Raw genomic sequence first — 23,212 nt, 5'->3', positions numbered from 1 at the left:
GTGCTTGAATCAGCGCTCATGTCCACGCCCGCGGCCCGTGCCACCCCCGCCCACTGGCTCGCGGGGGCGCGCCCCCGGACCCTGCCCGCGGCGGTCGCCCCCGTGCTCGCCGGCACCGGGGTGGCGGCGTACGCCGACGTGGCCGTCTGGTGGAAGGCCCTGCTCGCCGGGGTCGTGGCGCTCGCGCTGCAGGTGGGCGTGAACTACGCCAACGACTACTCCGACGGCATCCGCGGCACCGACGACGACCGCGTGGGGCCCCTGCGCCTCGTCGGGTCGGGCCTCGCCTCGCCCCGGGCCGTGAAGCTCGCCGCCTTCGCCGCGTTCGGCGTCGCGGGGGTCGCCGGCCTGGTGCTCGCGGCCACCACGGCCTGGTGGCTCGTGGCCCTCGGTGCCGTCTGCGTCGTCGCGGCCTGGTTCTACACCGGCGGCTCGAACCCGTACGGCTACCTCGGGCTCGGCGAGGTGATGGTCTTCGTCTTCTTCGGCCTCGTCGCGACCGTGGGCACCACCTACGTGCAGGCCGGCGCGTTCACCGCCGACACGCTGCCCCTCAGCCTGTACGCCGGTGCCTGCGTCGGTGCGCTCGCCTGCGCGATCCTCGTGGCCAACAACCTCCGCGACGTGCCGACCGACACGATCGCCGGCAAGCGGACCCTCGCCGTGCGGCTCGGCGACCGCCGGACCCGCGGCTTCTACGCCGCCCTCGTCGCCCTCGCGGTGGCCCTCGTCGTCGTGCTCGCGGCCGTCACCTCGTGGTGGGCCCTGCTCGGCCTGGCCCTGCTCGCACCCGCGGTGCCCGCCACCCGCCTCGTGCTGGGCGGTGCGGCCGGCCCCGCGCTGATCCCGGTGCTCGCCCGCACCGGCGTCTCCGAGCTGCTCGCCGGCGTCGGCCTGTTCGTGGGCCTGCTCGTCGCGACGCTCTAGCCTCGTCGCGACGCTCTAGCATCGGGTTCCGGCGGGCGGGGGCCCGCCACGGAGGGGGACACCGTGGTCGACACGATCATCGGGCTGCTGCTGGTCGGATTCCTCGGCGTGCCCTTCCTGGCCTGCCTGCTCGTCCTCGTGCTCGCGCTGCGGCGGGCGTTCGCCGAGGGCCCCCAGACCGAGCGCAGCACCCTCGACTTCCTGCTGGAGCGCAACGAGACCCCCGGGCGCTGGGGCTGGTACGTCGCGGGCTGGTCACTGGTCGGTGTGCTGGTCTTCGGCGTCGGGCTGTTCGCCTTCGCGCTGCCGGGACTACTGGGCTGACGGGACTGCTGGGCTGACGGGGCGGCGCGGCCTAGGGTGGCGGCATGTGGTTCCTGATCTTCCTCCTGCTCGTCGCCGGCGGCGTCGCGGCGTACGTCTTCCGCGTCAAGCTGCTCGCGAAGGTGCTCGGCCAGTCCGAGACCCGTGTCGCGGGTGCCCTGGAGCGCCGCAAGCGCCGCTGACCCCGGCCATCGGCGAGGTCACCGGCCGGGCCGGCGCCGACCTCAGAGCTGCGGCTCGACCCACTCCCCCGTGGCGGCGAAGCGCTCGAGGGTGGCGGTGCACGCCGCCACGTCCAAGCCCTGCGCCGCGACCCAGGCGTCGTCGTAGTAGGTGTGCGCGTAGCGCTCGCCGCCGTCGCAGAGCAGCGTGACGACCGAGCCGGCCTCCCCGCGCGCCCGCATCTCCGCGAGCATCCGCACGGCGCCCCACAGCGCCGTACCGGTCGAGCCTCCCGCCGAGCGGCCCGTCACCGCCGTGCACCAGCGGGCGGCGGCGACCGAGGCCGCGTCGGGCACGGAGAGCATGGCGTCGACGACCCCCGGCACGAACGACGGCTCCACGCGCGGACGCCCGATGCCCTCGATGCGGGAGCTGCCCGGCACCGTGTACGACGGGTCCTGCGCCGCGTAGGCGCCGAAGAAGGCCGAGCTCTCCGGGTCGGTGACGAGCACCCGCGTCGGGTGGCAGCGGTAGCGGACGTAGCGCCCGATCGTCGCCGACGTGCCGCCCGTCCCGGCGCCCACGACCACCCAGGACGGCACGGGGTGCCGCTCGAGCGCCATCTGCTCGAAGATCGACACGGCGATGTTGTTGTTGCCCCGCCAGTCGGTGGCGCGCTCGGCGTAGGTGAACTGGTCCATGTAGTGGCCGCCGGTCTCGTCCGCGAGCCGCCGGGCCTCGGCGTAGACGCGCCCCGGCTCGTCCACGAAGTGGCAGCGGCCGCCGTGGAACTCGATGAGCGCGATCTTCTCCGGCGAGGTGGTGCGGGGCATGACGGCCACGAACGGCAGCCCGAGCAGGCGGGCGAAGTAGGCCTCGGAGACGGCCGTGGACCCGGACGACGCCTCGATGACCGTCGTGCCCTCGGTGACCCAGCCGTTGACGAGCGCGTAGAGGAACAGCGACCGCGCCAGGCGGTGCTTCAACGAGCCCGTCGGGTGGACCGACTCGTCCTTGAGGTAGAGGTCGACCGACCACGCCGGGTCGAGCGGGAACTGGTGGAGGTGGGTGTCGGCCGAGCGGTTCGCGTCGGCCTCGACCGCGCGCACCGCCTCGGCGAGCCAGCGACGGCGGTCGGGGGCGTCGTACGAGACGAAGGTGCCCGACGTGGCGGGCTCGGGCTCCGTCACCTCAGTCCTCGTCCTCGCGCGCCTTCATCTTCGAGAAGTTGTCGGACGCGCGGCGGGCACGGGCGTCGACCCGCTGCGCGAACGCCTCGCGCTGCCGGTCGAGCAGCAGGTAGGAGGCGATGCCCGAGACCAGGAACGCGATCACGAGCGGCTCGAGCTGGATGAGGCCCTCGCGGTCGGTGACGAGCATCCACACGCCGAGGACGATCACGTAGGTCACCACCAGGTAGACCAGGCGGAGCAGGGTGTACGTCGCGAACTCCTTCACGAGGAGCCAGCGTAGCGACGAGCCCCCGGCGGGGTTGGCCGGGTGGCTAGAGTGGAGGGCGTGCTGAAGTTCGCGTTGGTCGTGCTGGTGGTCGCCGCGTGCGTCTACTTCGTGATCAGGGCGCTCGAGAAACGTGGCGGGACCGGAGGCGGAGGCCGCCCCGAGCCGCGCCGCCCGCTCGGTCCGGACGACGACCCCGACTTCCTCTGGGGCCTCAACAAGAAGTTCCGGCAGGAGCACCCCCGCAAGCCCGGGGACGAGCCGCCGACCACCCCTTCCGCGCCGTCGTAGCCGCACACCCGCTCTGACGCAGAAGATCCCCCGCACCGTGGTGCGGGGGATCTTCTCGTTCCGGGTGTCGCGGTCCGTGCCGTCAGGCCCGTGGCGGCAGGTCGATCGCGACCGGGGGTGCGCCCTCGACCACGACCGTCGAGCTCGCCGGAGCGGCGTAGCTGTGCATGCTCGAGGAGGAGAAGAAGTTGATGCCGATGAAGTTGAACCAGAGCGTCGCGAGACCGACCAGCGCGAGCAGCGCGGCGTTGCGTCCCTTGAAGCCGGCGGTGGCGCGGGCGTGCAGGTACGCCGCGTAGACCACCCACGTGATGAACGCCCAGACCTCCTTCGGGTCCCAGTTCCAGTAGCGGCTCCAGGCCTCGTGCGCCCAGATGGGACCGGTGATGAGGACGGCGAACGTCCACACCGGGAAGGCGAAGGCGTGGAGGCGGTAGGTGAGGCGGTCGAGGCCGACCAGGTCAGGCACGCGGGCGAGGTAGCCCTTCGCCTCGACGGGCTCACCGGGCTCGCCGGCGCCGGCCGTGACGCGCTCCGCCGCCTTGCGCTCGGCCCGCTCCTTGAGCAGGTAGAGCACCGAGGTGAAGCCGCCGAGCGTGAAGGCCGCCGTCGCGATGACCGCCGAGACCACGTGGATGACGAGCCACGGCGAGTTGAGCGCCTCGGTCAGCGGCGCCACCGGCGTGTAGAGCCAGATGACGTCGACCATCAGCACGGTGACGATGAAGCCGGTGACGATCGGGCCGAGCCAGGCGAGGCGGAACTTGCGCAGCAGCACGAGGTAGGTGAGGCCGACGAAGAACGAGCCCGACATCGTGAACTCGTACATGTTGCCCCAGGGCACGCGGTTCGGGTCGGCGGCGAGACCGCGCGACACCAGGCCGACGCCGTGCACCGCCACGGCGATCACGGTGAGCAGCACGCCGAGGCGCTCGCCCATCGCGACGCGTCGTACGGCGTCCTCGCCGCCGGCGGCCTCGACCTCGTCCTCGTCCCAGCCACCGTTGCGCTCCACGGTGCTGCGCCGCGAGCGGACAGCACCGACGCCCGCGCCGACGGCGACCTTCGCCGTACGACCCACGGGCACCTTGCGGAGCGAGGCCCACTGCCAGAGGTGGGCGATGAACGCCAGGAAGTACACCAGCCCGCTCACGGCGACCGCCTGGTTGCTGAGTGTCTCCCACGCTGCGTCGTTCACGACTTCTCCTTCTCGGAGGTGTCGGCGGCCGGGTCGGTCGCCGTTGCCCCGCTGATCTCGTTCTCGCTGCCGTGCGCGTCCGCATCCGGTCCGCGCAGCTGCTCCAGGATGCCTGCCAGCTCCTCGTCGCCGCCACCCGCACCGGTGGAGCGATCGAGCACACCGATCTCGACCAGCACCGGGCCGGCGCCGGCGACGTCGTCACCGGGACCGCCCGCGCCGCCCGCCAGACCGTCGGCGGGCCACGGACGCACCCGCACCCACACGCGGCGGGGACGGATGAAGAGCGACCCGAGCAGGCCGAGGAGGGCGAGCACCACGCCGCTCAGCGCGACCAGCTTGCCGGGGGTCTCGCTGATCTGCACGCGGTTCCAGCGCTGCAGCCCGTCGTACGACACCGTGCCGAGGCCGTCGGGCAGGTCGAGCGTCTCGCCCGGCTCGAGGTCGAGGCGGAAGGGGTTGCCCTCGTCGTCGAGGGCGAGCTCGAGGCCGGAGTCGTCGAGTGCGTAGACCGACTGCGGGGCTCCCGTGTCCATGCCGAGGTCGCCCGTCGAGACCGTGAGCGACATGCGCGGGTCCTGGGCCTCCCCGATGACGGAGTACGGCCCGCGGTCCGGGTCGAACGCGTAGGTCGGGTAGAACTCGCCCGAGAGCCCGACCTGGGTGTCGAGGCCGTCCGGCACCTTCACGACCCCGAACGAGCGGAACGTGGTGTCGGTGGGCAGGAAGATCGTGGGGCCCGAGTAGGCGACCTCGTTCTCGGCGTTCCGCACCGTGATGACCGGGGCGTAGCCGTGGCCGATGAGGAAGACGTCCGTCGAGCCGATGCTCAGCGGGTGGTTCACCTTCAGCTCGTACGGCTTCTCCTCGGTGCCCTCGTAGGCGTCCTCGACGTAGGTGAGCTGGGCCGCGAAGCCGCGTGCCTGCCCGAACGCCGGGCCGGAGCGGTACCAGTCGATGTCGAACGAGTCGATGGTGAAGGCGAACGGCTCCATGTCGTCGGCCGACCACAGGCTGCCCGGGTCGAAGTCGTCGTACTGGCTGAGGTTGTTCGAGAACCCGCCGCCCACGAGCGTGATGACGCCGCCCTGGTAGCCGAACAGGCTGCCCATCGCGAACCCGACGAGCACGACCAGCACCGAGAGGTGGAAGACGAGGTTGCCGGCCTCGCGCAGGTAGCCGCGCTCGGCGCGGACGACGGCCGCGCCGCCCCGCTCCTCGCCGACCGGCTCCTCGATGATGCGGTAGCGGCGCTTGCGCAGCACCCGGGCCGCCTCGGCCCGGAGCGCGTCGAGGTCGCCCTCGGTGCGGTACGCCGCGTGGTCGGGCAGGCGGGAGAGGTTGCGGGGGGCCTTCGGGGGCTTCGCCCGGACGGCGCGGGCGTAGACCCGCAGGCGGGGCAGGATGCAGCCGACGAGCGAGACCATCAGCAGCAGGTAGATGGCCGAGAACCACGGGGAGTCGTAGACGGAGAACAGCCCGAGGCGCTCGTAGAGGGGGGTCAGGTTCGGGTGGCGGTCCTGCCACTGGCCGACCGCGAAGGCGTCGACGCCCGACTGCGGGATGACCGAGCCCGGGATCGCCGCGAGGGCGACGAGCAGGAGCAGCACCAGGGCGGTGCGCATCGACGTGAGCTGGCGCCACGTCCAGCGCAGCATCTCGACGAACGTCAGCTCGCCGGAGCGCCGCTCGGGCCGGCCGGAGCCCGGGCCGGTGGTCGGTGCGGCACCCGGGTCGATGGCCGGGGCGTCCGTCGGGGCGTCGGTCGGGCGGTCGGCGTCGTCGGTCTGGTCGGTGAAGACCGGTTCGTCCCTCACACGCTCACCTCGAACCCGCTGATGAGGGTGCGCTGGAGGCTCTGGACCAGCACGGTCCACCAACCCGTCACGAGCAGCACGCCGACGGCGACGAGCATGAGCCCGCCGAACCGCATGACGGCCGTCTGGTGGCGGCGCAGCCAGCCGATCGCGTTCATCGACCAGCCGAAGCCGAGGGCGACGAGCACGAACGGGATGCCCAGACCGATGGCGTAGACCGCCGAGAGCAGCGCCCCGCGGCCGACCGTCGCCTCGTTCGCGGCCAGCACGTTGATCGCGGCCAGCGTCGGGCCGAGGCAGGGGGTCCAGCCGAGGCCGAAGAGGAAGCCGAGCCCAGGGGCGGCGAGGAGGCCGACGGCCGGCACCTGGTGCACGCGCCAGTCGCGCTCGAGCCACGGGATGCGGAGCCAGCCGGCGAACACCAGGCCGAGCACGATCGTGACGACGCCGAGCACGACGGTGAGCGTGCGCTCGTATGTGAAGAGCCACAGCCCGACGGACGCCGAGGCCACGCCGAGCAGCACGAAGACGGTCGCGAACCCGGCCACGAAGAGCAGCGAGCCCGCGAGCAGCCGGCCGCGGCGCGGGCGGGTCGTCGTACCCGTCTCGGTCAGCGTCGTGCCACCGCTGCCGCCGGCACGCGCGGGCGACGGCACCTCGGCCGCCGACATGCCGGTGGCGTAGGAGAGGTAGCCCGGCACGAGCGGCAGCACGCACGGGGAGAAGAACGACACGAGGCCGGCGATGAGCGCGACCGGTACGGCGAGCAGGAGCGAGCCCGACGACGCGGCGTTCGCGAAGGCGTCACCCACCGGAGCCTCCGGCGTCGCTCTCCTCGGCCACGGCCGCGACCAGGTCGACCAGCGTCTTCGTCGAGGGCAGCGGGCCGATGATCGAGGCCGCGATGCGGCCCTCGCCGTCGAGCACCACCGTCGCCGGGATCGTGCGCGGCGAGAGGGTGCCCGAGAAGGCGAGCAGGGCACGGCCGTCGGGCGAGTAGAAGGAGGGGTACTCGACGCCGTACGCGCGCTCGAAGCTGAGCCCCTGCGCGGTCGCGCTGTCGCGGCTGTTGATGCCGTAGAACGCGGCGCTGTCGCCGAGCTCCTCCGCGGCGTCGACGAGGTCGGGGGCCTCGGCGCGGCACGGCGGGCACCAGGAGCCCCAGACGTTGACGACGACCGGGAGGCCCCGGGCGTCCTCGAGCGAGATCGGCTCCCCCTCGAGGTCCTCCCCGGTGAGATCGACGGGCTCGCCGCGGTCGGCGGGAGGCACCTCGGTGACCTGGCCGTTGCCGGTGACGTAGCCCTGGTCGCCGGTGCCCTCGAACGTCGAGCAGCCCGCCAGCAGCACGAGGCAGGCCAGCAGGATCGGCAGGACCCGTGCGGCGGGGAGCCGACGGGCGGACGGGACGGTGGTCAGGGCCGCTTCTCCTCCGGTGCGCCCCCGGCCGAGAACGGGGCTGCCTTGTCACGGGTCGGGATCAGGTCGCCGGCCGGCTCCGAGTAGGTGACCTGCGTGAGCGTCTCCCCGGTGAAGTGGAGCGACGTCAGCGAGCAGAGCGTGCACTGGCGCTTGCGCGGGTCGTGCAGGAACGAGCGACCCTCCACCTGCAGGCGCGTGGTCCAGATCGGCAGCTGGTGGGAGACGATGACGGCCTCGTTCGGCTCGCCCGCCACGGCCGGGGTGATCGCCGCGGCGGCGTCGCGGGCGTCGTGCACACCCGCGAGCATGCGCGCCGCGACCTGCTTGTAGGGCTCGCCCCAGGACGGCCGGAACGGGTTCCAGAGGTGGCGCCAGGTGGCCGGCTTGCGCAGGGCGTTGTCGCCGCCGCCGAACCGCTCGCCCTCGAACTTGTTCGTCGACTCGATGACCCGGTCGTCGGTGACGATGTCGAGGCCCCGGGCGTCCGCGAGCGGACGGGCCGTCTCCTGCGCGCGCTCCAGCGGCGACACCCGCAGGTGCACGATCGGCCGGTCACCGATCCGCTCCGCCACGCGCTCGGCCATCGTGCGGCCGAGCGGGGAGAGGTGGAACCCCTCGCGACGTCCGTAGAGGACGCCGTCGGGGTTGTGCACCTCTCCGTGGCGGAGCAGGTGCACGACGGTCTTCTCGCTCATGGGTTCCTCGGGGTCTGGCGGACTGCTGGACGGGCTGCTGGGTGCTTCAGTACGTCGCCGCGGCGGCGCGGGCGGCGACGGGCAGGGCGTCGAGCACGTGGCCCACCGCCCGCTCGTCGTGGGCGGCGGAGACGAACCACACCTCGTACGCCGACGGCGGCAGGTGGACGCCGGCGTCGAGCATCGCGTGGAAGAAGGCGGCGTACGCCGGCAGGTGCTGCGCCGACGCGTCGTCGAAGTCGCGGACCGGCTCCGGGCCCCGGCGGGCCGGGTCGGTGAAGAAGACGGAGAACATGGTGCCGGCGGTCTGCACGACGTGGGGCACTCCGGCCGCGGTCAGCGCCTCGCTCGTGGCCGTGCGGATCGTGGTGGCCGCGGCGCCGAGGCGGTCGTAGACCTCGTCGGTGGCGAGGCGGAGCGTGGTGAGGCCGGCCGTCGTCGCCACGGGGTTCCCCGAGAGCGTGCCGGCCTGGTAGACGAGACCGGTGGGCGACAGCTGGGCCATCAGGTCGGCGCGACCGCCGAACGCCGCGGCGGGCAGGCCGCCGCCCATCACCTTGCCGAAGGTCATCAGGTCGGGCGCCCAGCCCTCCTGGCGCCCGTCGAGGCCCCAGCCGCCGTGGCGGGTGGCGCGGAAGCCCGTCATCACCTCGTCGGAGACGAACAGCGCACCGTGGGCCCGGCAGGTCTCGGCGAGGAACTGGTTGAAGCCGGGCTCGGGCGGGACGACGCCCATGTTGCCCGGGGTCGCCTCGGTGATGAGGCAGGCGACGCGGTCGCCGTGCTCGGCGAAGACCTTCTCGACGGCCGCCCGGTCGTTGTAGGGCAGCACGAGCGTGAGGTCGGTGGCCGACGTGGGCACCCCGGGCGTTCCGGGGACGGCGAAGGTGGCGAGGCCCGAGCCGGCGGACGCCAGCAGCGCGTCGACGTGACCGTGGTAGCAGCCCGCGAACTTCACGACGACGTCGCGACCGGTCGCGCCCCGGGCCAGCCGGATCGCCGACATGGTGGCCTCGGTGCCCGACGACACGAACCGCACCCGCTCGATCGGGGTGCGCGCGACGAGCTCCTCCGCGAGCAGCACCTCGGGCTCGGTGGGCGTGCCGTACGACGTGCCGCGCGCGACGGCGGACTGGATCGCGTCGATGACCTCGGGGTGGGCGTGGCCGAGCAGCATCGGGCCCCACGAGCCCACGAGGTCGACGTACTCGTTGCCGTCGACGTCGGTCAGCCAGGCGCCCTGCGCGCTGGCGATGAACCGCGGCCTGCCCCCGACCGCGCCGAAGGCGCGCACCGGGGAGTTGACCCCGCCCGGCGTCACCTCGCTCGCCCGTCGGAACAGGTCGGCGGAACGCGAGACGGAGGCAGTCACCGACCCATTGTCACCGACGCGACCAAGACGAGGTCAGCGGGTGCGGGCCGATCTCCGCGGACCGCAGACACGCAAGCGTTCCTCAAGGTATTCTCAAGAAGATGTGGTCCCGGACTGGGCAGTAACCTCCCGGGAACATGAACGTTAGGCACGTCACACGGCTTGAGGGAGCCAACGATCACGTGAGGCGCGGAACGCGGCCTCACCAGGGGAGAGACGAATGACCACCACCCGCTTCGCTCGCTGGCAGAAGGCCACCGCGCTCGCCCCCGTCGCGGCGCTCTCCGCGGCCTGCACCGTCGCGATCGCCGGCGTCGGCGGCCCCGTCGGCACCCTCAGTGCTGCCGGCGACACCGTCGAGGAGGGCGCCATCGTCGTGCCCGACTCCGCGGTCGAGGCCCCCGCCAGCGTCTCCCTTCCCGACGCGGTCGCCCCGGCCGTGCCCGAGGGCCAGTCCGGTGCCGTCATCAGCGCAGCCAGCACCAGCGGCATCCCCGCCGTCGCCCTCGGCGCCTACCAGCGGGCGCAGACGATCATCAACGGGGCCGACAACACCTGCAACATCTCCTGGCAGCTCGTCGCCGCCATCGGTCGGGTGGAGTCCGACCACGGCCGGTTCGGCGGCAGCCAGCTCGACGACGCGGGCATCGCGAGCCCCGGCATCTACGGCCTCCCCCTCGACGGCACCAACGGCACGCAGCGCATCGCCGACACCGACGCGGGCGAGCTCGACAACGACGCCTCCTTCGACCGCGCCGTCGGCCCCATGCAGTTCATCCCCTCGACCTGGCGCGTGGTCGGCGTCGACGCCGACCGCGACGGCGTGCGCGACCCGCAGAACGTCCACGACGCCGCGCTGGCGACCGCCGTCTACCTCTGCTCCGGCACCGAGGACCTCTCCGCCGAGGACGGCAAGCGCGCCGCCGTCTTCCGCTACAACCGCAGCGACGACTACGTGAACCTCGTGCTCGCGATCGAGCAGGCCTACCTCGACGGCGAGTTCACCTCGGTGCCGAACGCGGTCGCCGCGGCCGACTACTTCGTGCCCGCGCCCGTCGCCCCCGGCACGAACACCGACACCACCGACAACGCCTCGCCCACGCGACCGGGCACGACGCCGGGCACCGGTGGCTCCGGCTCGACGCCGGGCACCGGCAGCGGCGGCTCCGGCGGCGGAAGCACGGGCGGCGGCAGCGGCTCCGGTGGCGGCAGCACCGACCCGGGCACCGGCTCCGGTGGCGGTGGCGGCACGCCGAGCGTCCCGGCCCCGGTCCCCACGCCGACTCCCACCCCGACGCCGAGCCCGACGCCGCAGCCGATCACCGACATCCCGGGCACCATCGAGGACCCGGTGGCCACGATCGTCTACACGCTCGAGACGGCGAAGACGGAGTGCCTCAAGGACCTCAACCTCCTCGGCATCCTCGCCGGCCTCCTCACCCCGGGCCAGCAGAACCTCCTCAACCGCTGCGTCAACGGCCTGGTGGGCACCCCGGTCCCCTGATCGCACCCATCGCCGTACGACGAAGGCCCCGGACCACTCGGTCCGGGGCCTTCCTCGTCGTACGGGCTCGTCCGCGCCGTCGGGTCGCGGTGTGGGCGCCCCGTCCAGCCTGTCGCTGACACCGCAACCGCCACGTCGCCCGGGTCGCGGTGTGCGCGCCCCATCCACCCTGTCGCTGACACCGCAACCGGTACGGCGCCCGGGTCGCGGTGTGGGCGCCCCATCCAGCCTGTCGCTGACACCGCAACCGCCACGTCGCGGCTCCGCCAGACAGGCAGGGGCCGCGCGAGCCGGGTACGGCGCACCGTCAGGCGCGCAGGAGCCTCGCGGCCTCGCTGGCCCAGTAGGTGAGCACGACGTCGGCGCCGGCGCGGCGGATCGACGTCAGGGTCTCGAGGATGGCGGGCTCGCGGTCGATCCAGCCGCGCTCGGCGGCTGCCTCGACCATCGCGTACTCCCCCGAGATGTTGTAGGCCGCCACCGGCACGTCGACGGCGTCGCGCACGCGGCGGAGCACGTCGAGGTAGGCCAGGGCGGGCTTCACCATGACGAGGTCGGCGCCCTCGGCGACGTCGAGGAGCGCCTCGCGCACGCCCTCGAGGGCGTTGGCGCCGTCCTGCTGGTAGGTCCGGCGGTCGCCGACCAGCGAGGAGTCGACGGCCTCGCGGAAGGGGCCGTAGAACGCCGAGGCGTACTTCGCGGAGTAGGCCAGGATGGCGACGTCGGTGGCGCCCGCACCGTCGAGCGCGGCGCGGATGACGGCGACCTGGCCGTCCATCATCCCGCTCGGCGCGACGAGGTCGGCGCCCGCGGCGGCCTGGGCGCGCGCCATCTCGGCGTACACCTCGAGCGTCGCGTCGTTGTCGACCGCACCCCGGGCGTCGAGCACCCCGCAGTGGCCGTGGTCGGTGAACTCGTCGAGGCAGAGGTCGGCCATGACCGGCAGGGCGTCCCCGACCTCGGCCGCCACGTCGGCGATCGCGACGTTGAGGATGCCGGCGGGGTCGACCGCACCGGAGCCGACGGCGTCCTTCGAGGTCGGCACACCGAACAGCATGATGCCGCCCAGACCGAGCTCGGCCGCCTCGACGGCGGCCGCCCGCAGCGAGTCGCGGGTGTGCTGCACGACGCCCGGCATCGACGAGATCGGGACCGGCTCGGTCGCCCCCTCGCGCACGAACACGGGCAGCACGAGCTGGCGGGGGCGCAGGGAGGTCTCCGCCACGAGCTCGCGGAGCGCCGCCGTACGCCGCAGCCGGCGCGGCCGCACGACCGGTCCCCTCACGGGGCGGTCGGCGGCCGAGCCGTCCGCGCCCGCCGGGGCGGTCAGTTCGAGACCTTGCGGCGGGCGGACGTCTTGCGGTCCGACGGCTTGGTGACCGGCTGGCCCTGCTCGAGCAGCGCTGCCCGGCGGGCGGCCCCGAAGTCGGCGAGCGCGTCCACCAGCACCTCGACGGCGGGCGACGGCGCCATCACGTCGACGCGCAGCCCGTGCTCCTCGGCGGTCTTCGCCGTGGCCGGGCCGATGACCGCGATGACGGTCGTCGGGTGGGGCTTGCCGGCGATGCCGACGAGGTTGCGCACCGTCGACGACGACGTGAAGACCACGGCGTCGAACTTGCCCGTCTTGATCGCGTCGCGCACCGGGGCGGCCGGCGGGGCGGCGCGCACGGTGCGGTACGCCGTCACGTCGTCGCACTCCCAGCCCTTGTCGATGAGCCCGGCGACGAGGTTCTCGGTGGCGATGTCGGCGCGCGGCAGGAACACCCGGTTGATGGGGTCGAGCAGCTCGTCGTACTCGGGCCAGTCCTCCAGCAGGCCGGCGGCCGACTGCTCGCCCGAGGGCACCAGGTCGGCGCGCAGGCCCCAGCCGGCGATGGCCTCGGCGGTCTTGTCGCCGACCGCGGCGATCTTGAGGCCCGAGAAGGCGCGGGCGTCGAGCCCGTACTCCTCGAACTTCTCCCGCACGGCGCGCACCGCGTTCACCGAGGTGAAGGCGATCCACTCGTAGCGGCCCTCGACGAGGCCGCGCACGGCCTTGTCCATCTGCTGCGGGTTGCGGGGCGGCTCGACCGAGATGGTCGGCACCTCCTCCGGCACCGAGCCGTAGCCGCGGAGACGGGCGGAGAGCGAGCCGGCCTGCTCCTTGGTGCGGGGCACCAGCACGCGCCAGCCGAACAGCGGCTTGGTCTCGAACCACGACAGCGTCTCGCGCAGGTCGACGACCTCGCCGACGACCGTGACGGCCGGGGGCTGGATGCGGGCGGCGCGCGCGTCGGCGGCGATGTGCTCGAGCGTCGAGGTGACGGTGACCTGCTCGGTCGTCGTGCCGACCCGGGTCATGGCGACCGGGGTGGACGGCGCGCGACCGGCGCGCATGAGCGCCTCGGCGGCCTCCGCGATCGGGCCGACCGAGCTCAGCAGCACGAGCGTGCGGCCGTCGGCGTACGCGCTCCAGTCCACCTTGTCGGTGGCGGCGACGACGGTGACCTCGCGGTGGCTGCGGGTGGTGAGCGGGATGCCCGCGTACGCCGGCACGGCGGTGGCCGACGAGACGCCCGGGACGATCTCGAAGCCGAGGCCGGCCTTGACGCAGGCCTGTGCCTCCTCGGGACCCGAGGCGTAGAGGAAGGGGTCCCCCGACATGAGGCGGACGACCGCGGCACCCGTCTTCGCCTGCTTGACGATGACCTTGGCGCGGGCCGCGTGCGTGAGCGGCTGCCCGTCCTCGCCGAAGCCGCCGTCGACGAACGTCGGTCCGGTCGTGACGACCGACTCGTTGCCGTCCTCGTCGACCACGACGGTCGGCTCGGGCAGCCCGAGGGCCGTGCGGACGAGGGCCTCGTGCTCGGGCACCTCGGTCACGACGACCTCGGCGTCCCTGAGCAGGTCGACGGCGCGCACGGTCAGCAGCCCCGGGTCGCCCGGGCCGCTGCCGACGAACGACACCCAGCCCGCGCTCGCGCTCGAGGCCGCGGTGGCCGTGCCCTTCGCGTCCTGCGCGGAGGCGACGGCAGTGGTCCCAGTGGTGGTACGTCGCGTCATGCGTGCTGCTCTCTCAACTCGGAGTCGGGACCCTCTGGCTGAGGGCCTTCCATCAGTTCGGCGGCGCCGTCGGCCAGCATGTCCTGGCCGAGGCGGTTCCCGACGCCGGTGGCGTCGCCGGGGGAACCCGTTGCTGACATGCGGATGCTGAGGCCGCCGTCGGTCGACATGACGACCGCCCGGATCCACAGCTCGTCGGCTTCCTCGCCCTCGACGACCTCGGCGAGCGCGCCGACCGGGGCCGAGCACCCCGCCTCGAGCGTCGCGAGCACGGCCCGCTCCGCCTCGACGGCGGCGCGGGTGGGGGCGTCGTCGATCGCACCGAGCGCCGCGACCAGGTCGGGGTCGTCGGAGCGGCACTCGACGGCCAGCGCACCCTGCCCGGGGGCGGGGAGCATCTGGAGCGGGTCGAGGACCTCGGTGATCTCGTGGGTGCGCCCGATGCGGGCGAGGCCCGCACGGGCGAGGATCACGGCGTCGACCTCACCGGAGGTCACCTTGCCGATGCGGGTGCCGACGTTGCCGCGGATCGCGACGACCTCGACCCCGAGACCGAGCGCCTCGAGCTGCGCGGCCCGGCGCGGCGAGCCCGTGCCCACGCGGCTGCCGGCGGGCAGCTCGCCGAGCGTCAGCCCGTCGCGCGCCACGACCGCGTCCCGCGGGTCCTCGCGGGTGGGTACGGCGGCCAGCGCGATGCCCGCGGCGGGCGCGGTCGGCAGGTCCTTGAGCGAGTGCACGGCGAGGTCGACCTGGCCGGCGAGCAGGGCGTCGCGCAGGGCGCTGACGAACACGCCCGTGCCGCCCATGCTCGCGAGCGGGGCGGAGCTGACGTCGCCGTGCGTCGTCACCTCGACGAGCTCGACGGCGCGGCCGAGGCGCTCGGTGAGGAGCGCCGCGACGTGGCCCGACTGCGTGGTCGCGAGCTCGGAGGCGCGCGTGCCCAGCCGCAGCGGGCGGGGGGTGGGGCTGCCCGTCATGGTCGGGCCCCCGGTCGCGTCACCGCGTCGACGGCGTCGGGGTCGAGGGCGAAGAGCTCGGCGAGGGCCGCGGCGTACGAGACCGCGCCCGTCTCGTTGGCGAGCTGCTTGACCCGCACGGTCGGCTGGTGGAGCAGCTTGTCGGCCACGCGGCGCACGGTCTGCAGCACCTCGGCGCGCGTGGCGGGGTCGAGGTCGGGGAGGCGGCCGTCGAGGCGGGCGATCTCGGAGTCGACGACGGTCGTCGCCATCGTGCGCAGCGCCACCACCGTCGGGGTCACGCTCGCCTGGCGGCGCGCGGCCGTGAAGGCGGCGATCTCCTGCGTGACGATGTCGCGCACCGCGTCGATGCCGGGCGCCACCTCGGCGACCCGCAGCTCGTCGGCGAGCCGGGCCAGGCCGAACAGCTGGACGCCGGGGAGGTCGGCGACCGAGGGCTCCACGTCGTGGGGCAGGGCCAGGTCGATGACGGCGAGCGGACGCGCGGGATCGGCCTGCGCGCCCCGCGCGCGGGCCAGCAGGTCGCGGCTCAGCACGACGCCGGTCGCCCCGGTGCAGGAGACGACCACGTCGGCGCCGACGAGCTCGCGCTCGAGGTCCACGAGGCCGGCGGCGCGGGCGGCGTACTCCTCGGCCAAGCGCGACGCGGTGGTCATCGAGCGGTTGACGACGACGATCTCGCCCGCGCCGGCCCGGGCCAGCGTCGCGGTCGCGAGGGCGGCCATCGAGCCCGCGCCGACCACGACGGCGCGGGCGCCGTGCAGGTCGCCGACGACGGGCACGGCGCGCTCGAGCGCCGCGGTCACCAGCGACGGGGCGGCCCGGTCGATGTCGGTCTCGGCGTGGGCGCGCTTGCCGACGCGCAGCGCCTGCTGGAACAGCACGTTGAGGGCGGGGCCGACCGTGCCGAGCTCCTGGCCCAGGCGCAGCGCCTCGCGGGCCTGGCCGAGGATCTGGCCCTCGCCGACGACCATCGAGTCGAGGCCGGCGGCGACCCGGAAGAGGTGGGAGACGGCGCCGTCGTCGTAGTGCACGTAGAGGTGCGGCAGCATCGCCTCGGTGGTGGCGCCGCCCCGCTCGATGAGCAGGCGGGAGATCGCCTCGACGCTGCCGTGGAAGCGGTCGACGTCGGTGTAGATCTCGAGCCGGTTGCACGTCGAGATCACCGTGGCCTCGGTGACGTGCTCGGCGCCGACGACGTCGGCCACCAGCTTCTGCGCGGACTCCGGGTCGAGCGCGAGGCGCTCGAGCACCGTGACCGGCGCGGACTTGTGGGAGACCCCCACGACCAGGACGCTCATCTGCCCTCCTCCTGCACCGCCACGGCACCGCGGGCGGCGGGCGTGGTGGAGATCGTCGGTGCGTACGACGGGGACCTGCGCTGCTCGTGGAAGGCGAGGATCTGCAGCTCGATCGAGAGGTCGACCTTGCGCACGTCCACCCCCTCCGGGACGGACAGCACCGTCGGCGCGAAGTTGAGGATGCTGGCGACGCCGGCGGCGACCAGGCGGTCGGTGACCTCCTGCGCGGCCTCGGCCGGGGTCGCGACGACCCCGATCGCCACGTCGAGCTCGGCGACGACGGCCTCGAGCTCGGCCACGGGGCGGACCTGGAGGTCGGCCACGGTCATCCCGAAGAGGCGGGGGTCGGCGTCGAGCAGCGAGACCACCCGGAAGCCGCGCGAGCGGAAGCCGGCGTAGTTGGCGAGCGCCTGGCCCAGGTTGCCGAGGCCGACGACGGCGACGTTGCGGTCCTGGGTGAGGCCGATCTCGCGGGAGATCTGGTAGCGGAGGTTCGCCACGTCGTACCCGACGCCGCGCGTGCCGTAGGAGCCGAGGTGCGAGAGGTCCTTGCGGAGCATGGCCGAGTTGACGCCCGCGGCGGAGGCCAGCGCCTCCGAGGAGCACACGGTCGTGCCGCGCTCCGAGAGCGCCGTGAGGGCTCGGAGGTACAGCGGCAGACGCGCGACGGTGGCCTCCGGGATGCCCCGGGGGCTCTCAGCCGATGTCCGTGCAGTCAACGTGTCTCGTCTCCAAGCCACGCGCTCTCTGTCAAGGGGAACGGCACCTTCGGGGGACGGCGCGCGGCCCGATCACTGTAGGAGTTTGTGAACGCAGGAACAAACCGAGCGACGAGGCGTCCGAACGCCCGGTTGAGCGCGGCCGGGCGGCGGTCGGACGGCGGCCCGGTGACGGTCAGGCCGGGCCGTCGCCCTCGGCGCCGACGGGGACCGACGGCGCGGGGTGGTCGGTGCGGGGCCACACGACGTACCGGTACGCCGCGAAGTTCACGACGAAGCTGAAGCCGACGGCGAGCACCTTCGCCACGATCACCGGCTCGACCACGAGCAGGAGCGCGTGGATGACCAGCGGCTGGAGCAGCCACATGGTGGTGCCGGTGGTGGCGACGAACAGCAGCGCGTGGCGCAGCGTGAGGCGCTCCGACGAGAAGGTGAAGAGGCCGTTGACCACGAAGCTGAACGTCATGCCCGCGCTCGTGGAGACGAAGTTCGCGACCGTGATGCCGAGGTGCGGGTGCAGCAGCCAGAACAGCCCGAGGTCGATGAGGGTGTTGAGCACCCCGACGCCGGCGAAGCGCACCACCGCGGGCTGCAGCAGGCGGGTCAGGACGCACCGCCGGACGCGCGGGTCCGCAGGTCTCGGCGTGCGCCGTCGCCGGCGGGGCCGACGGTGCGCGGCCCGCGCGCCGCGAGGGCCAGGGAGTAGAGGGGACGGTCCTGCGTCTCGACGTACACGCGGCCCAGGTAGGAGCCGATCACGCCCATCATGATCAGCTGCAGGCCCGAGAGCAGGAACATGCCGACGCCGAGGAACGCCCAGCCGGGCACGGCGGACTCGGGCGCGAAGATGCGCACCGCGAAGACGTAGACGGCGAGCAGGACGCTGATGCCGGAGATGAGGAAGCCGAGCCGGCTGATCATCTGCAGCGGCACGGTCGAGAAGCCGAGGATGCCGTTGGCCGCGAACGAGATCATCTTGCGCAGCGGGTAGCCGGACTCCCCCGCGTGCCGCTCGTCGCGGTCGAAGAGCAGGGCCTCCTGGCGGAAGCCGACGTGGGCGACGATGCCGCGCAGGAACCGGCCGTGCTCGCGGTAGCGCGCCACCTCGGCCACCACCCGGGCGTCCATGAGCCGGAAGTCACCGGTGTTGCGGGGGATCTCGATCGACGCGAGCCGGCCGAGCACCCAGTAGAAGCAGTAGGCCGTGAGCCGCTTGAACCAGGTGTCCTTGCGGGTGCGGCGCTGGGCGTAGACCACGTCGACGCCGGACTCCCACATCTCGATCATCTCGAGGCTGACGCGCGGCGGGTCCTGCAGGTCGGTGTCCATGACGACCACGGCGTCGGCGTCCGCCACCGCGTCGAGACCGGCCGTGACGGCGATCTGGTGGCCGAAGTTGCGGGAGAAGCTCAGCACGGTCACGCGGTCGTCCGCGTCGCGCAGCGCGAGGAGCCGCTCGAGGGAGGCGTCCTTGCTGCCGTCGTCGACGTAGACGAGCTCGACGTCGAGGTCGGGGCGCGTCGCGGTGGCCTCCACGAGGGTGGCGTGGAAGACCTCGATGTTGGCCTGCTCGTTGTAGACGGGCAGGACGTAGGCGACCCGCGCACGACGGGATCCCGGGTCCGCGGCGGGGGCGGCTGGCACCGGTGGGGAGGTGGTGTCCGGTGACGGCGACATGAGGCGTGAGTGTACGCAGCCCGACCCCGCACCCCGCTGTCCGCGGGCTGGGTGCCGGCTGTGCGCGGACGGCGCCCCTCAGCCGAGGTACGTCGGCAGCGCCAGCGCGACGAGGCCGACCGCCACGAGGGCCGTCGCCGCCGCGAGCACCACCTGCAGGCCCGTGAGCCAGCGCCCCCAGACCTCGTCGAGGTGGTGGCGCTCCTCGGGCAGGCCCGCGTGCTCGTCGGCCGGTGCGGCGGCAGGTACGGCGGCGGCGGTGCGGCGTCGTACGCGCTCCTGCCACAGCAGCGCCGCGGCCAGGCCGAGCACCGGGGCCGCGGTCGTCCAGTAGCGCGGACCGGCCACGTGCACGAAGGGCTGCGTCAGCAGCGACCCGAGCGAGACCGTGAGCAGCACGCTCACCACCTGGGCGTCCCGGGGCCGCCGCACGATCGTGAAGAGCAGTGCGATGCCGACGAGGAACGCGACCCAGACCATCGTCCAGGTGACGACCGCCGAGACCGCCCGCAGCGGCCCGGCCGGGGCGTCGAGCCACCGGTAGAAGCGCGGCGGATCCCAGACGTAGGCCCCGAGGTTGTGGAGCACGTCGGCGGAGTAGCTGCTCGGCGTGACGTCGCGGCGTGCGTACGCCGACATCTGGTCGGCGACCTCGGCCTCGGTGTGGCCGCTCACGGCGCCGGTCTCGCGGGAGTAGCGCAGCGGCGAGAACCAGATGGTGGAGCCGGGGTCGCACTCGCCGAAGCAGACCTCCTGGCGCTTGCCGAAGGTGTTGGCGAGCACGGTGGGCACCGAGGTCGTCGTCAGCACCGGGCCGTCGAGGGCCTCGGAGGCGACGTACGACCACGGCGCCAGCACGGCGAGGAAGGCGACGCCCGCGAGGGCCGACGACAGGACCGCCCGCACCCGCTCGCGGCCCCGCAGCAGCGCGAGGGCCGCGACCAGCGTGAGGACGCCGAGGCCGGCGACGAGCAGCGACGCGCTGGAGCGGAAGTAGACGACGGCGATGCAGAGCAGGCCGAGCCGCACGCCGTCGCCGAGCGAGGGTGCCGTCCCGGCCCGCAGCAGGCGGCTCAGCTCGACGAGCCGCACCAGCAGCAGCACGATGAGCAGGCCGGCGAACAGATCTCCCCAGGTGGCCATCGAGAACGCGGCCCACATCGGCACGAGACCGGGCATGACGAGCAGCGCGCCCGCGAACCCGGGCCCGAGCACCCGGCGCACCCGCAGCGCCGCCACGAGGAGCACGACGGACGTGATGATGCCGACGTAGGCGCGCATGAGTCCGACGTCGGCGTCGGGCACGAGCAGGTAGAGAGGCGTCAGCAGGAGCGAGATGCCCGGCATGAACCAGCCGCTGGCCACGACGTTCTGGCTCAGCTCGGCGGTGTCGGGCGTCGTCAGCGAGCCGAGGTCGCGCAGCAGGTTCGACAGCGCCATGCCGCCGTTCACGTACGCCGCCTCGTCGCCGTGGAGCGGGGACGTGCCGACGAGGAGGAACGCGCTCAGCTTCACGAGCACGTGCGCCCCGACGAGGCCGAGCAGGATGCGGTCGGGGCGGCCGAGGCCGGCCCACCGGGCGGTCCAGCGGCCGGTCCCGCCACCGGTCGGCGTGGGGCGGGGCCGCTCGGGGGCGGTGGTGCTCACAGGGCGTCTCCGTCGTGGCGCTCGGGACCCGTGGGGAACCGCTTGGTCGTGAACTTGTCGTCGCAGGTCGCCGGGGCGTCCGGGGCGCGCTCGGCGACGGGCAGGTCGAGCTCGACCCGGCCGCGCACGATCGGGTCGGGCGACGGGTTGTCGATGTCGGTGAGCGTGGCGCGCACCTCGACGGGCGCGCCGTCGACGGTGCCGGCCAGCGTCAGGGTGCCGTCGTCGGACCGGGTCGCGTCGGTGAGGCCGACCTCGGCGAAGGCGGACTCGAGGCCGGCGACCACCTCGTCGCGGTCGACCTCCGACCAGTGCAGCACCAGGTGGCGGCGCGGCCCGTCTGCCCCGACGACGTCGCCGTCGGTGCGCACCACGTAGGGGAAGCCGAGCTGCGCGCCGCCCGGGAGCGGGTAGCAGCCGTCCTTGATCGTGTCGCCCACCAGCTCCGGCCGGTAGCTGCCGGTCGGGTCGGCCCGCCCGAAGGAGCTCCCGAGGGCGCTGGCCACGACGAGGGCGAGGAGGAGCGCGGCGGCGAGCAGCGCCGAACGACGTCGCCCGCGGGGTCGGTCGACCGCCGACGTGTCAGGTGCCTCGTCGGCACGCGCGTTCCCGGGCATGGGGGCCGATGATAGGCGGCCCGGGGCGGCGGGGCTCAGTCGCCCGGTCGGACCGCCAGCGCCGCTCGCAGCCGGGTCTCGTCGACCCGCCAGAAGTCGTGCTGGCGGCCGTCGACGAAGGTCACGGGGATCTCGTCGTCGAGCACGCCGGCGGCGGTGGTGGCCTCGTCGTCCTCGTCGATGTCGACCTCGACGAACCGCTCGCCCAGGTCGGCGCAGACGCGGGCGACGACGGCGCGCGCCTCCTCGCAGAGGTGGCACCCCTCGCGGCCGAACAGGGTCACCCGCGCGGGGGCGTCGTCGCCGGACCCCGCGGGGTCGGTCGCGCTCACTCGAGCAGCTCCAGGGCGCGGCGACGCTCGAGCACGCGGAGACGGCCCTTGCGCACCTTGCCGGTGGAGGTGCGCGGCAGCGTGGCGACGACCTCGAGGCGGGTGGGCCGCTTGAACGGCGCCAGCGCCGCGGCGGCGTGGCCGTCGGCCCGCTGCACGAGGGCGTCGCGGGCGCCCGCGTCGTCGAGGAGGGCGGCGTCGTCCGGGCGCAGGTAGGCGACGACCGCGGTGCGGCCGTCGTCGCCGTCGACGCCGATCACGGCGCTCTCGGCCACGCCCGGCACCTCGCGCAGCACCTGCTCGATCTCGACGGGGTAGACGGTGAAGCCCGAGACCGTGAGGGTCTCGCTCGCGCGGTCGACGAGCTGCAGGCCGCCGGCACCGTCGAGCAGGCCGACGTCGCCGGTGGACCACCAGCCGTCGTCGCGGGGACCGTCGTGGCCGTCGGGCCAGTAGCCGCTGAAGAGGTTGTCGCCGCGGATCTCGATGTGCCCGGGGTCGCCCGGCGCGGCGGGACCGCCCGCGTCGTCGACGATGCGCAGCTCGACGCCCGGCACCGGGGTGCCGACCGACCAGGCGGACCCTCCGTCGTCGAGGCCGCCCCCGAGGCCGTCGTCCTGGCGGGCGGAGGCCGCGGCGTCCTCCGGGGGGCGCACGAGCGTCGAGGTGACGACGGGGGCCGCCTCGGTCAGGCCGTAGCCCTGGTGCACGGGGAGGCCGGTGCGGTCGGTGAACTCGGCCACGACCGGCGGCGGCACCGTCGACGACCCCGAGACGACCGCGTGGACGCCGGCCATCAGCTCGGCGAGGTCGGGCTGCGCCAGCCAGTGCCGGAACACCGCCGGGGCCACGGGCACGACGGTGACGGCCTCGCGCCGTACGAGCTCGAGCATCTCCCGCGGCTCGCCCGCGGTCGCGAGCACCAGCCGCGCGCCCGCGTGCAGGACCCCGCCGAGCACGGCGTTGAGCCCGTAGACGTGGAAGAGCGGCAGGACGCCGAGGACCACGTCGTCGGCGCGCATCAGGGGAGGATCGACGGCGCCGACCTGGCGGAGGTTCGCGAGCTGGGCGCGGTGGGTCAGCATCGCGGCGACCGCCTCGCCGCCCGCGTCGCCGGTGTGGAGGAGCACCGAGAGCGCCTCGGGGTCGCGCACGGGCAGCGCACGCCGTACGCCGGTCGCCCGCAGCTGCTCGTAGGACTCCTCCCCCACCACGACCACCCGGGGAGCGGTGTCGGCCGGGTCGGCGAGGGTGGCGACGGCCTCGCGGACGGCGTCGGCGGACGGGCCGTCGGCCACGACCAGCCGTGCCCCGGTGGACCGCAGTCGACGGGCCAGCTCGTCGGCGGGCAGGCGGGGGTCGACCGGTACGGCGACCACCTGGGCCCGCAGCAGCGCGAGGTAGGTGACGACCAGCTCGACCCGGTTGGTCATCACGACCATCACCCGGTAGCCGGCGACGAGACCGGCGTCGCCCAGCCCGGTGGCGACCCGGTCGACCTCGGCGTCGAGCTCCGCCCAGGTCAGCTCGCGGCGACCCGCGCCGTCGTCCGCGGCCCCACCGGCAGCGCCGGGGAAGGTCAGGAGCGGGCGGTCGGGCGTGCGCGCGGCACCGAGGGCGAGGAGGTCGGCGACCGAGGCCGGCTGTGCTTCCGACGACATGCGTCGATCCTTCCACACGCCCCTGACCCCGGGCCGGGCGTGACGTGGCCCACCCGGGCCCGCAGA

General features: G+C 74.0%; 24 protein-coding genes. 5 read left to right on the top strand and 19 right to left on the bottom strand.

What is annotated here, in order from left to right; genetic code table 11:
- The first annotated feature begins 18 nt into the window (after positions 1 to 18).
- From K329_RS0122365 to K329_RS31355, 3 genes are all read left to right on the top strand, one after another.
- On the top strand, positions 19 to 927 hold the full coding sequence (locus K329_RS0122365; RefSeq protein ID WP_028474776.1) for a 1,4-dihydroxy-2-naphthoate polyprenyltransferase: 909 nt from the start codon (positions 19 to 21) through the stop codon (positions 925 to 927).
- Between the two features lie 63 nt (positions 928 to 990).
- Positions 991 to 1,251: a hypothetical protein gene (locus K329_RS0122360; RefSeq protein WP_028474775.1), complete on the top strand. Its 261-nt coding sequence runs from the start codon at positions 991 to 993 to the stop codon at positions 1,249 to 1,251.
- Between the two features lie 44 nt (positions 1,252 to 1,295).
- On the top strand, positions 1,296 to 1,433 hold the full coding sequence (locus tag K329_RS31355; RefSeq protein ID WP_169721627.1) for a hypothetical protein: 138 nt from the start codon (positions 1,296 to 1,298) through the stop codon (positions 1,431 to 1,433).
- Between the two features lie 42 nt (positions 1,434 to 1,475).
- On the opposite strand, the gene cds1 is transcribed toward K329_RS31355, so the two are convergent.
- Both cds1 and K329_RS31150 read right to left on the bottom strand, forming a co-directional pair.
- Positions 1,476 to 2,603 (bottom strand): L-cysteine desulfhydrase Cds1, encoded by a 1,128-nt coding sequence (gene cds1, locus K329_RS0122350; RefSeq protein WP_052337233.1) that lies wholly within the window; start codon positions 2,601 to 2,603, stop codon positions 1,476 to 1,478.
- A 1-nt stretch (position 2,604) separates the two neighbouring features.
- A complete protein-coding gene (locus K329_RS31150; protein WP_043644426.1) occupies positions 2,605 to 2,871 on the bottom strand; it encodes a DUF4229 domain-containing protein in 267 nt (88 codons plus the stop codon).
- 60 nt (positions 2,872 to 2,931) lie between these two features.
- Between K329_RS31150 and K329_RS31145 the strand changes: the two genes are divergently transcribed.
- On the top strand, positions 2,932 to 3,162 hold the full coding sequence (locus K329_RS31145; protein WP_211225932.1) for a hypothetical protein: 231 nt from the start codon (positions 2,932 to 2,934) through the stop codon (positions 3,160 to 3,162).
- 82 nt (positions 3,163 to 3,244) lie between these two features.
- Here the strand turns inward: K329_RS31145 and ccsB are convergent, their stop codons facing one another.
- From ccsB to hemL, 6 genes are all read right to left on the bottom strand, one after another.
- A complete protein-coding gene (gene ccsB, locus K329_RS0122335) occupies positions 3,245 to 4,360 on the bottom strand; it encodes a c-type cytochrome biogenesis protein CcsB (protein ID WP_028474773.1) in 1,116 nt (371 codons plus the stop codon).
- Positions 4,357 to 6,177, bottom strand: coding sequence for a cytochrome c biogenesis protein ResB (gene resB, locus K329_RS28870; protein ID WP_245596656.1), 1,821 nt, complete (start codon positions 6,175 to 6,177; stop codon positions 4,357 to 4,359). The genes ccsB and resB overlap by 4 nt, the downstream gene beginning before the upstream one ends.
- Positions 6,174 to 6,989 (bottom strand): cytochrome c biogenesis CcdA family protein, encoded by an 816-nt coding sequence (locus K329_RS0122325; RefSeq protein WP_028474772.1) that lies wholly within the window; start codon positions 6,987 to 6,989, stop codon positions 6,174 to 6,176. The genes resB and K329_RS0122325 overlap by 4 nt, the downstream gene beginning before the upstream one ends.
- Complete coding sequence (locus K329_RS0122320; RefSeq protein ID WP_245596655.1) at positions 6,982 to 7,527, bottom strand: TlpA family protein disulfide reductase; 546 nt, start codon at positions 7,525 to 7,527, stop codon at positions 6,982 to 6,984. Before K329_RS0122320 ends, K329_RS0122325 begins: the two co-directional genes overlap by 8 nt.
- Positions 7,528 to 7,592: 65 nt before the next feature.
- A complete protein-coding gene (locus K329_RS28865) occupies positions 7,593 to 8,294 on the bottom strand; it encodes a histidine phosphatase family protein (protein WP_043644420.1) in 702 nt (233 codons plus the stop codon).
- Positions 8,295 to 8,340: 46 nt separating this feature from the next.
- Entirely contained in the window at positions 8,341 to 9,666 is a 1,326-nt protein-coding gene (gene hemL / locus K329_RS0122310; protein ID WP_028474770.1) for a glutamate-1-semialdehyde 2,1-aminomutase, read from the bottom strand.
- A gap of 220 nt (positions 9,667 to 9,886) precedes the next feature.
- Between hemL and K329_RS28860 the strand changes: the two genes are divergently transcribed.
- On the top strand, positions 9,887 to 11,170 hold the full coding sequence (locus K329_RS28860; RefSeq protein WP_052337232.1) for a lytic transglycosylase domain-containing protein: 1,284 nt from the start codon (positions 9,887 to 9,889) through the stop codon (positions 11,168 to 11,170).
- 307 nt (positions 11,171 to 11,477) lie between these two features.
- Here the strand turns inward: K329_RS28860 and hemB are convergent, their stop codons facing one another.
- From hemB to K329_RS28830, 11 genes are all read right to left on the bottom strand, one after another.
- Positions 11,478 to 12,455 (bottom strand): porphobilinogen synthase, encoded by a 978-nt coding sequence (hemB, locus tag K329_RS0122300; RefSeq protein ID WP_028474769.1) that lies wholly within the window; start codon positions 12,453 to 12,455, stop codon positions 11,478 to 11,480.
- A 41-nt stretch (positions 12,456 to 12,496) separates the two neighbouring features.
- Positions 12,497 to 14,215: a bifunctional uroporphyrinogen-III C-methyltransferase/uroporphyrinogen-III synthase gene (locus tag K329_RS28855; protein WP_084541514.1), complete on the bottom strand. Its 1,719-nt coding sequence runs from the start codon at positions 14,213 to 14,215 to the stop codon at positions 12,497 to 12,499.
- Positions 14,212 to 15,192: a hydroxymethylbilane synthase gene (gene hemC, locus K329_RS28850; protein WP_052337231.1), complete on the bottom strand. Its 981-nt coding sequence runs from the start codon at positions 15,190 to 15,192 to the stop codon at positions 14,212 to 14,214. The genes K329_RS28855 and hemC overlap by 4 nt, the downstream gene beginning before the upstream one ends.
- The gene (locus K329_RS0122285) at positions 15,189 to 16,493 is read right to left on the bottom strand and encodes a glutamyl-tRNA reductase (RefSeq protein ID WP_028474768.1); all 1,305 of its coding nucleotides are present in this window, start codon (positions 16,491 to 16,493) and stop codon (positions 15,189 to 15,191) included. Before K329_RS0122285 ends, hemC begins: the two co-directional genes overlap by 4 nt.
- A complete protein-coding gene (locus K329_RS28845) occupies positions 16,490 to 17,212 on the bottom strand; it encodes a redox-sensing transcriptional repressor Rex (protein WP_157571873.1) in 723 nt (240 codons plus the stop codon). Before K329_RS28845 ends, K329_RS0122285 begins: the two co-directional genes overlap by 4 nt.
- 175 nt (positions 17,213 to 17,387) lie before the next feature.
- On the bottom strand, positions 17,388 to 17,795 hold the full coding sequence (locus tag K329_RS30010) for a GtrA family protein (RefSeq protein ID WP_052337230.1): 408 nt from the start codon (positions 17,793 to 17,795) through the stop codon (positions 17,388 to 17,390).
- A 20-nt stretch (positions 17,796 to 17,815) separates the two neighbouring features.
- Positions 17,816 to 18,889, bottom strand: coding sequence for a glycosyltransferase family 2 protein (locus K329_RS28835; protein WP_084541511.1), 1,074 nt, complete (start codon positions 18,887 to 18,889; stop codon positions 17,816 to 17,818).
- 78 nt (positions 18,890 to 18,967) lie between these two features.
- Positions 18,968 to 20,536, bottom strand: a complete 1,569-nt coding sequence (locus tag K329_RS0122265; RefSeq protein WP_028474767.1) for a hypothetical protein — start codon at positions 20,534 to 20,536, stop codon at positions 18,968 to 18,970.
- Positions 20,533 to 21,153 carry a hypothetical protein gene (locus K329_RS0122260; protein ID WP_028474766.1) on the bottom strand — a complete coding sequence of 207 codons (621 nt, stop codon included), beginning with the start codon at positions 21,151 to 21,153 and terminating at the stop codon, positions 20,533 to 20,535. Before K329_RS0122260 ends, K329_RS0122265 begins: the two co-directional genes overlap by 4 nt.
- A 35-nt stretch (positions 21,154 to 21,188) precedes the next feature.
- The gene (locus K329_RS0122255) at positions 21,189 to 21,485 is read right to left on the bottom strand and encodes a glutaredoxin family protein (RefSeq protein ID WP_052337228.1); all 297 of its coding nucleotides are present in this window, start codon (positions 21,483 to 21,485) and stop codon (positions 21,189 to 21,191) included.
- The gene (locus K329_RS28830) at positions 21,482 to 23,146 is read right to left on the bottom strand and encodes a class I adenylate-forming enzyme family protein (RefSeq protein ID WP_043644417.1); all 1,665 of its coding nucleotides are present in this window, start codon (positions 23,144 to 23,146) and stop codon (positions 21,482 to 21,484) included. Before K329_RS28830 ends, K329_RS0122255 begins: the two co-directional genes overlap by 4 nt.
- Positions 23,147 to 23,212 lie beyond the last annotated feature (66 nt).

The organism is Nocardioides alkalitolerans DSM 16699, assembly GCF_000426525.1.
Lineage (GTDB): Bacteria > Actinomycetota > Actinomycetes > Propionibacteriales > Nocardioidaceae > Nocardioides > Nocardioides alkalitolerans.
This window is presented reverse-complemented; position numbering and strand designations above follow the sequence as displayed.

Bases quoted from the DNA above. Each gene is read 5' to 3' on its own strand.
- K329_RS0122365 (WP_028474776.1), top strand. From the start codon at position 19: ATGTCCACGCCCGCGGCCCGTGCCACCCCCGCCCACTGGCTCGCGGGG.
- K329_RS31355 (WP_169721627.1), top strand. From the start codon at position 1,296: ATGTGGTTCCTGATCTTCCTCCTGCTCGTCGCCGGCGGCGTCGCGGCG.
- K329_RS28865 (WP_043644420.1), bottom strand. From the start codon at position 8,294: ATGAGCGAGAAGACCGTCGTGCACCTGCTCCGCCACGGAGAGGTGCAC.
- K329_RS28860 (WP_052337232.1), top strand. From the start codon at position 9,887: ATGACCACCACCCGCTTCGCTCGCTGGCAGAAGGCCACCGCGCTCGCC.
- K329_RS28855 (WP_084541514.1), bottom strand. From the start codon at position 14,215: ATGACGCGACGTACCACCACTGGGACCACTGCCGTCGCCTCCGCGCAG.
- hemC (WP_052337231.1), bottom strand. From the start codon at position 15,192: ATGACGGGCAGCCCCACCCCCCGCCCGCTGCGGCTGGGCACGCGCGCC.
- K329_RS0122285 (WP_028474768.1), bottom strand. From the start codon at position 16,493: ATGAGCGTCCTGGTCGTGGGGGTCTCCCACAAGTCCGCGCCGGTCACG.
- K329_RS28835 (WP_084541511.1), bottom strand. From the start codon at position 18,889: ATGTCGCCGTCACCGGACACCACCTCCCCACCGGTGCCAGCCGCCCCC.
- K329_RS0122260 (WP_028474766.1), bottom strand. From the start codon at position 21,153: ATGCCCGGGAACGCGCGTGCCGACGAGGCACCTGACACGTCGGCGGTC.
- K329_RS28830 (WP_043644417.1), bottom strand. From the start codon at position 23,146: ATGTCGTCGGAAGCACAGCCGGCCTCGGTCGCCGACCTCCTCGCCCTC.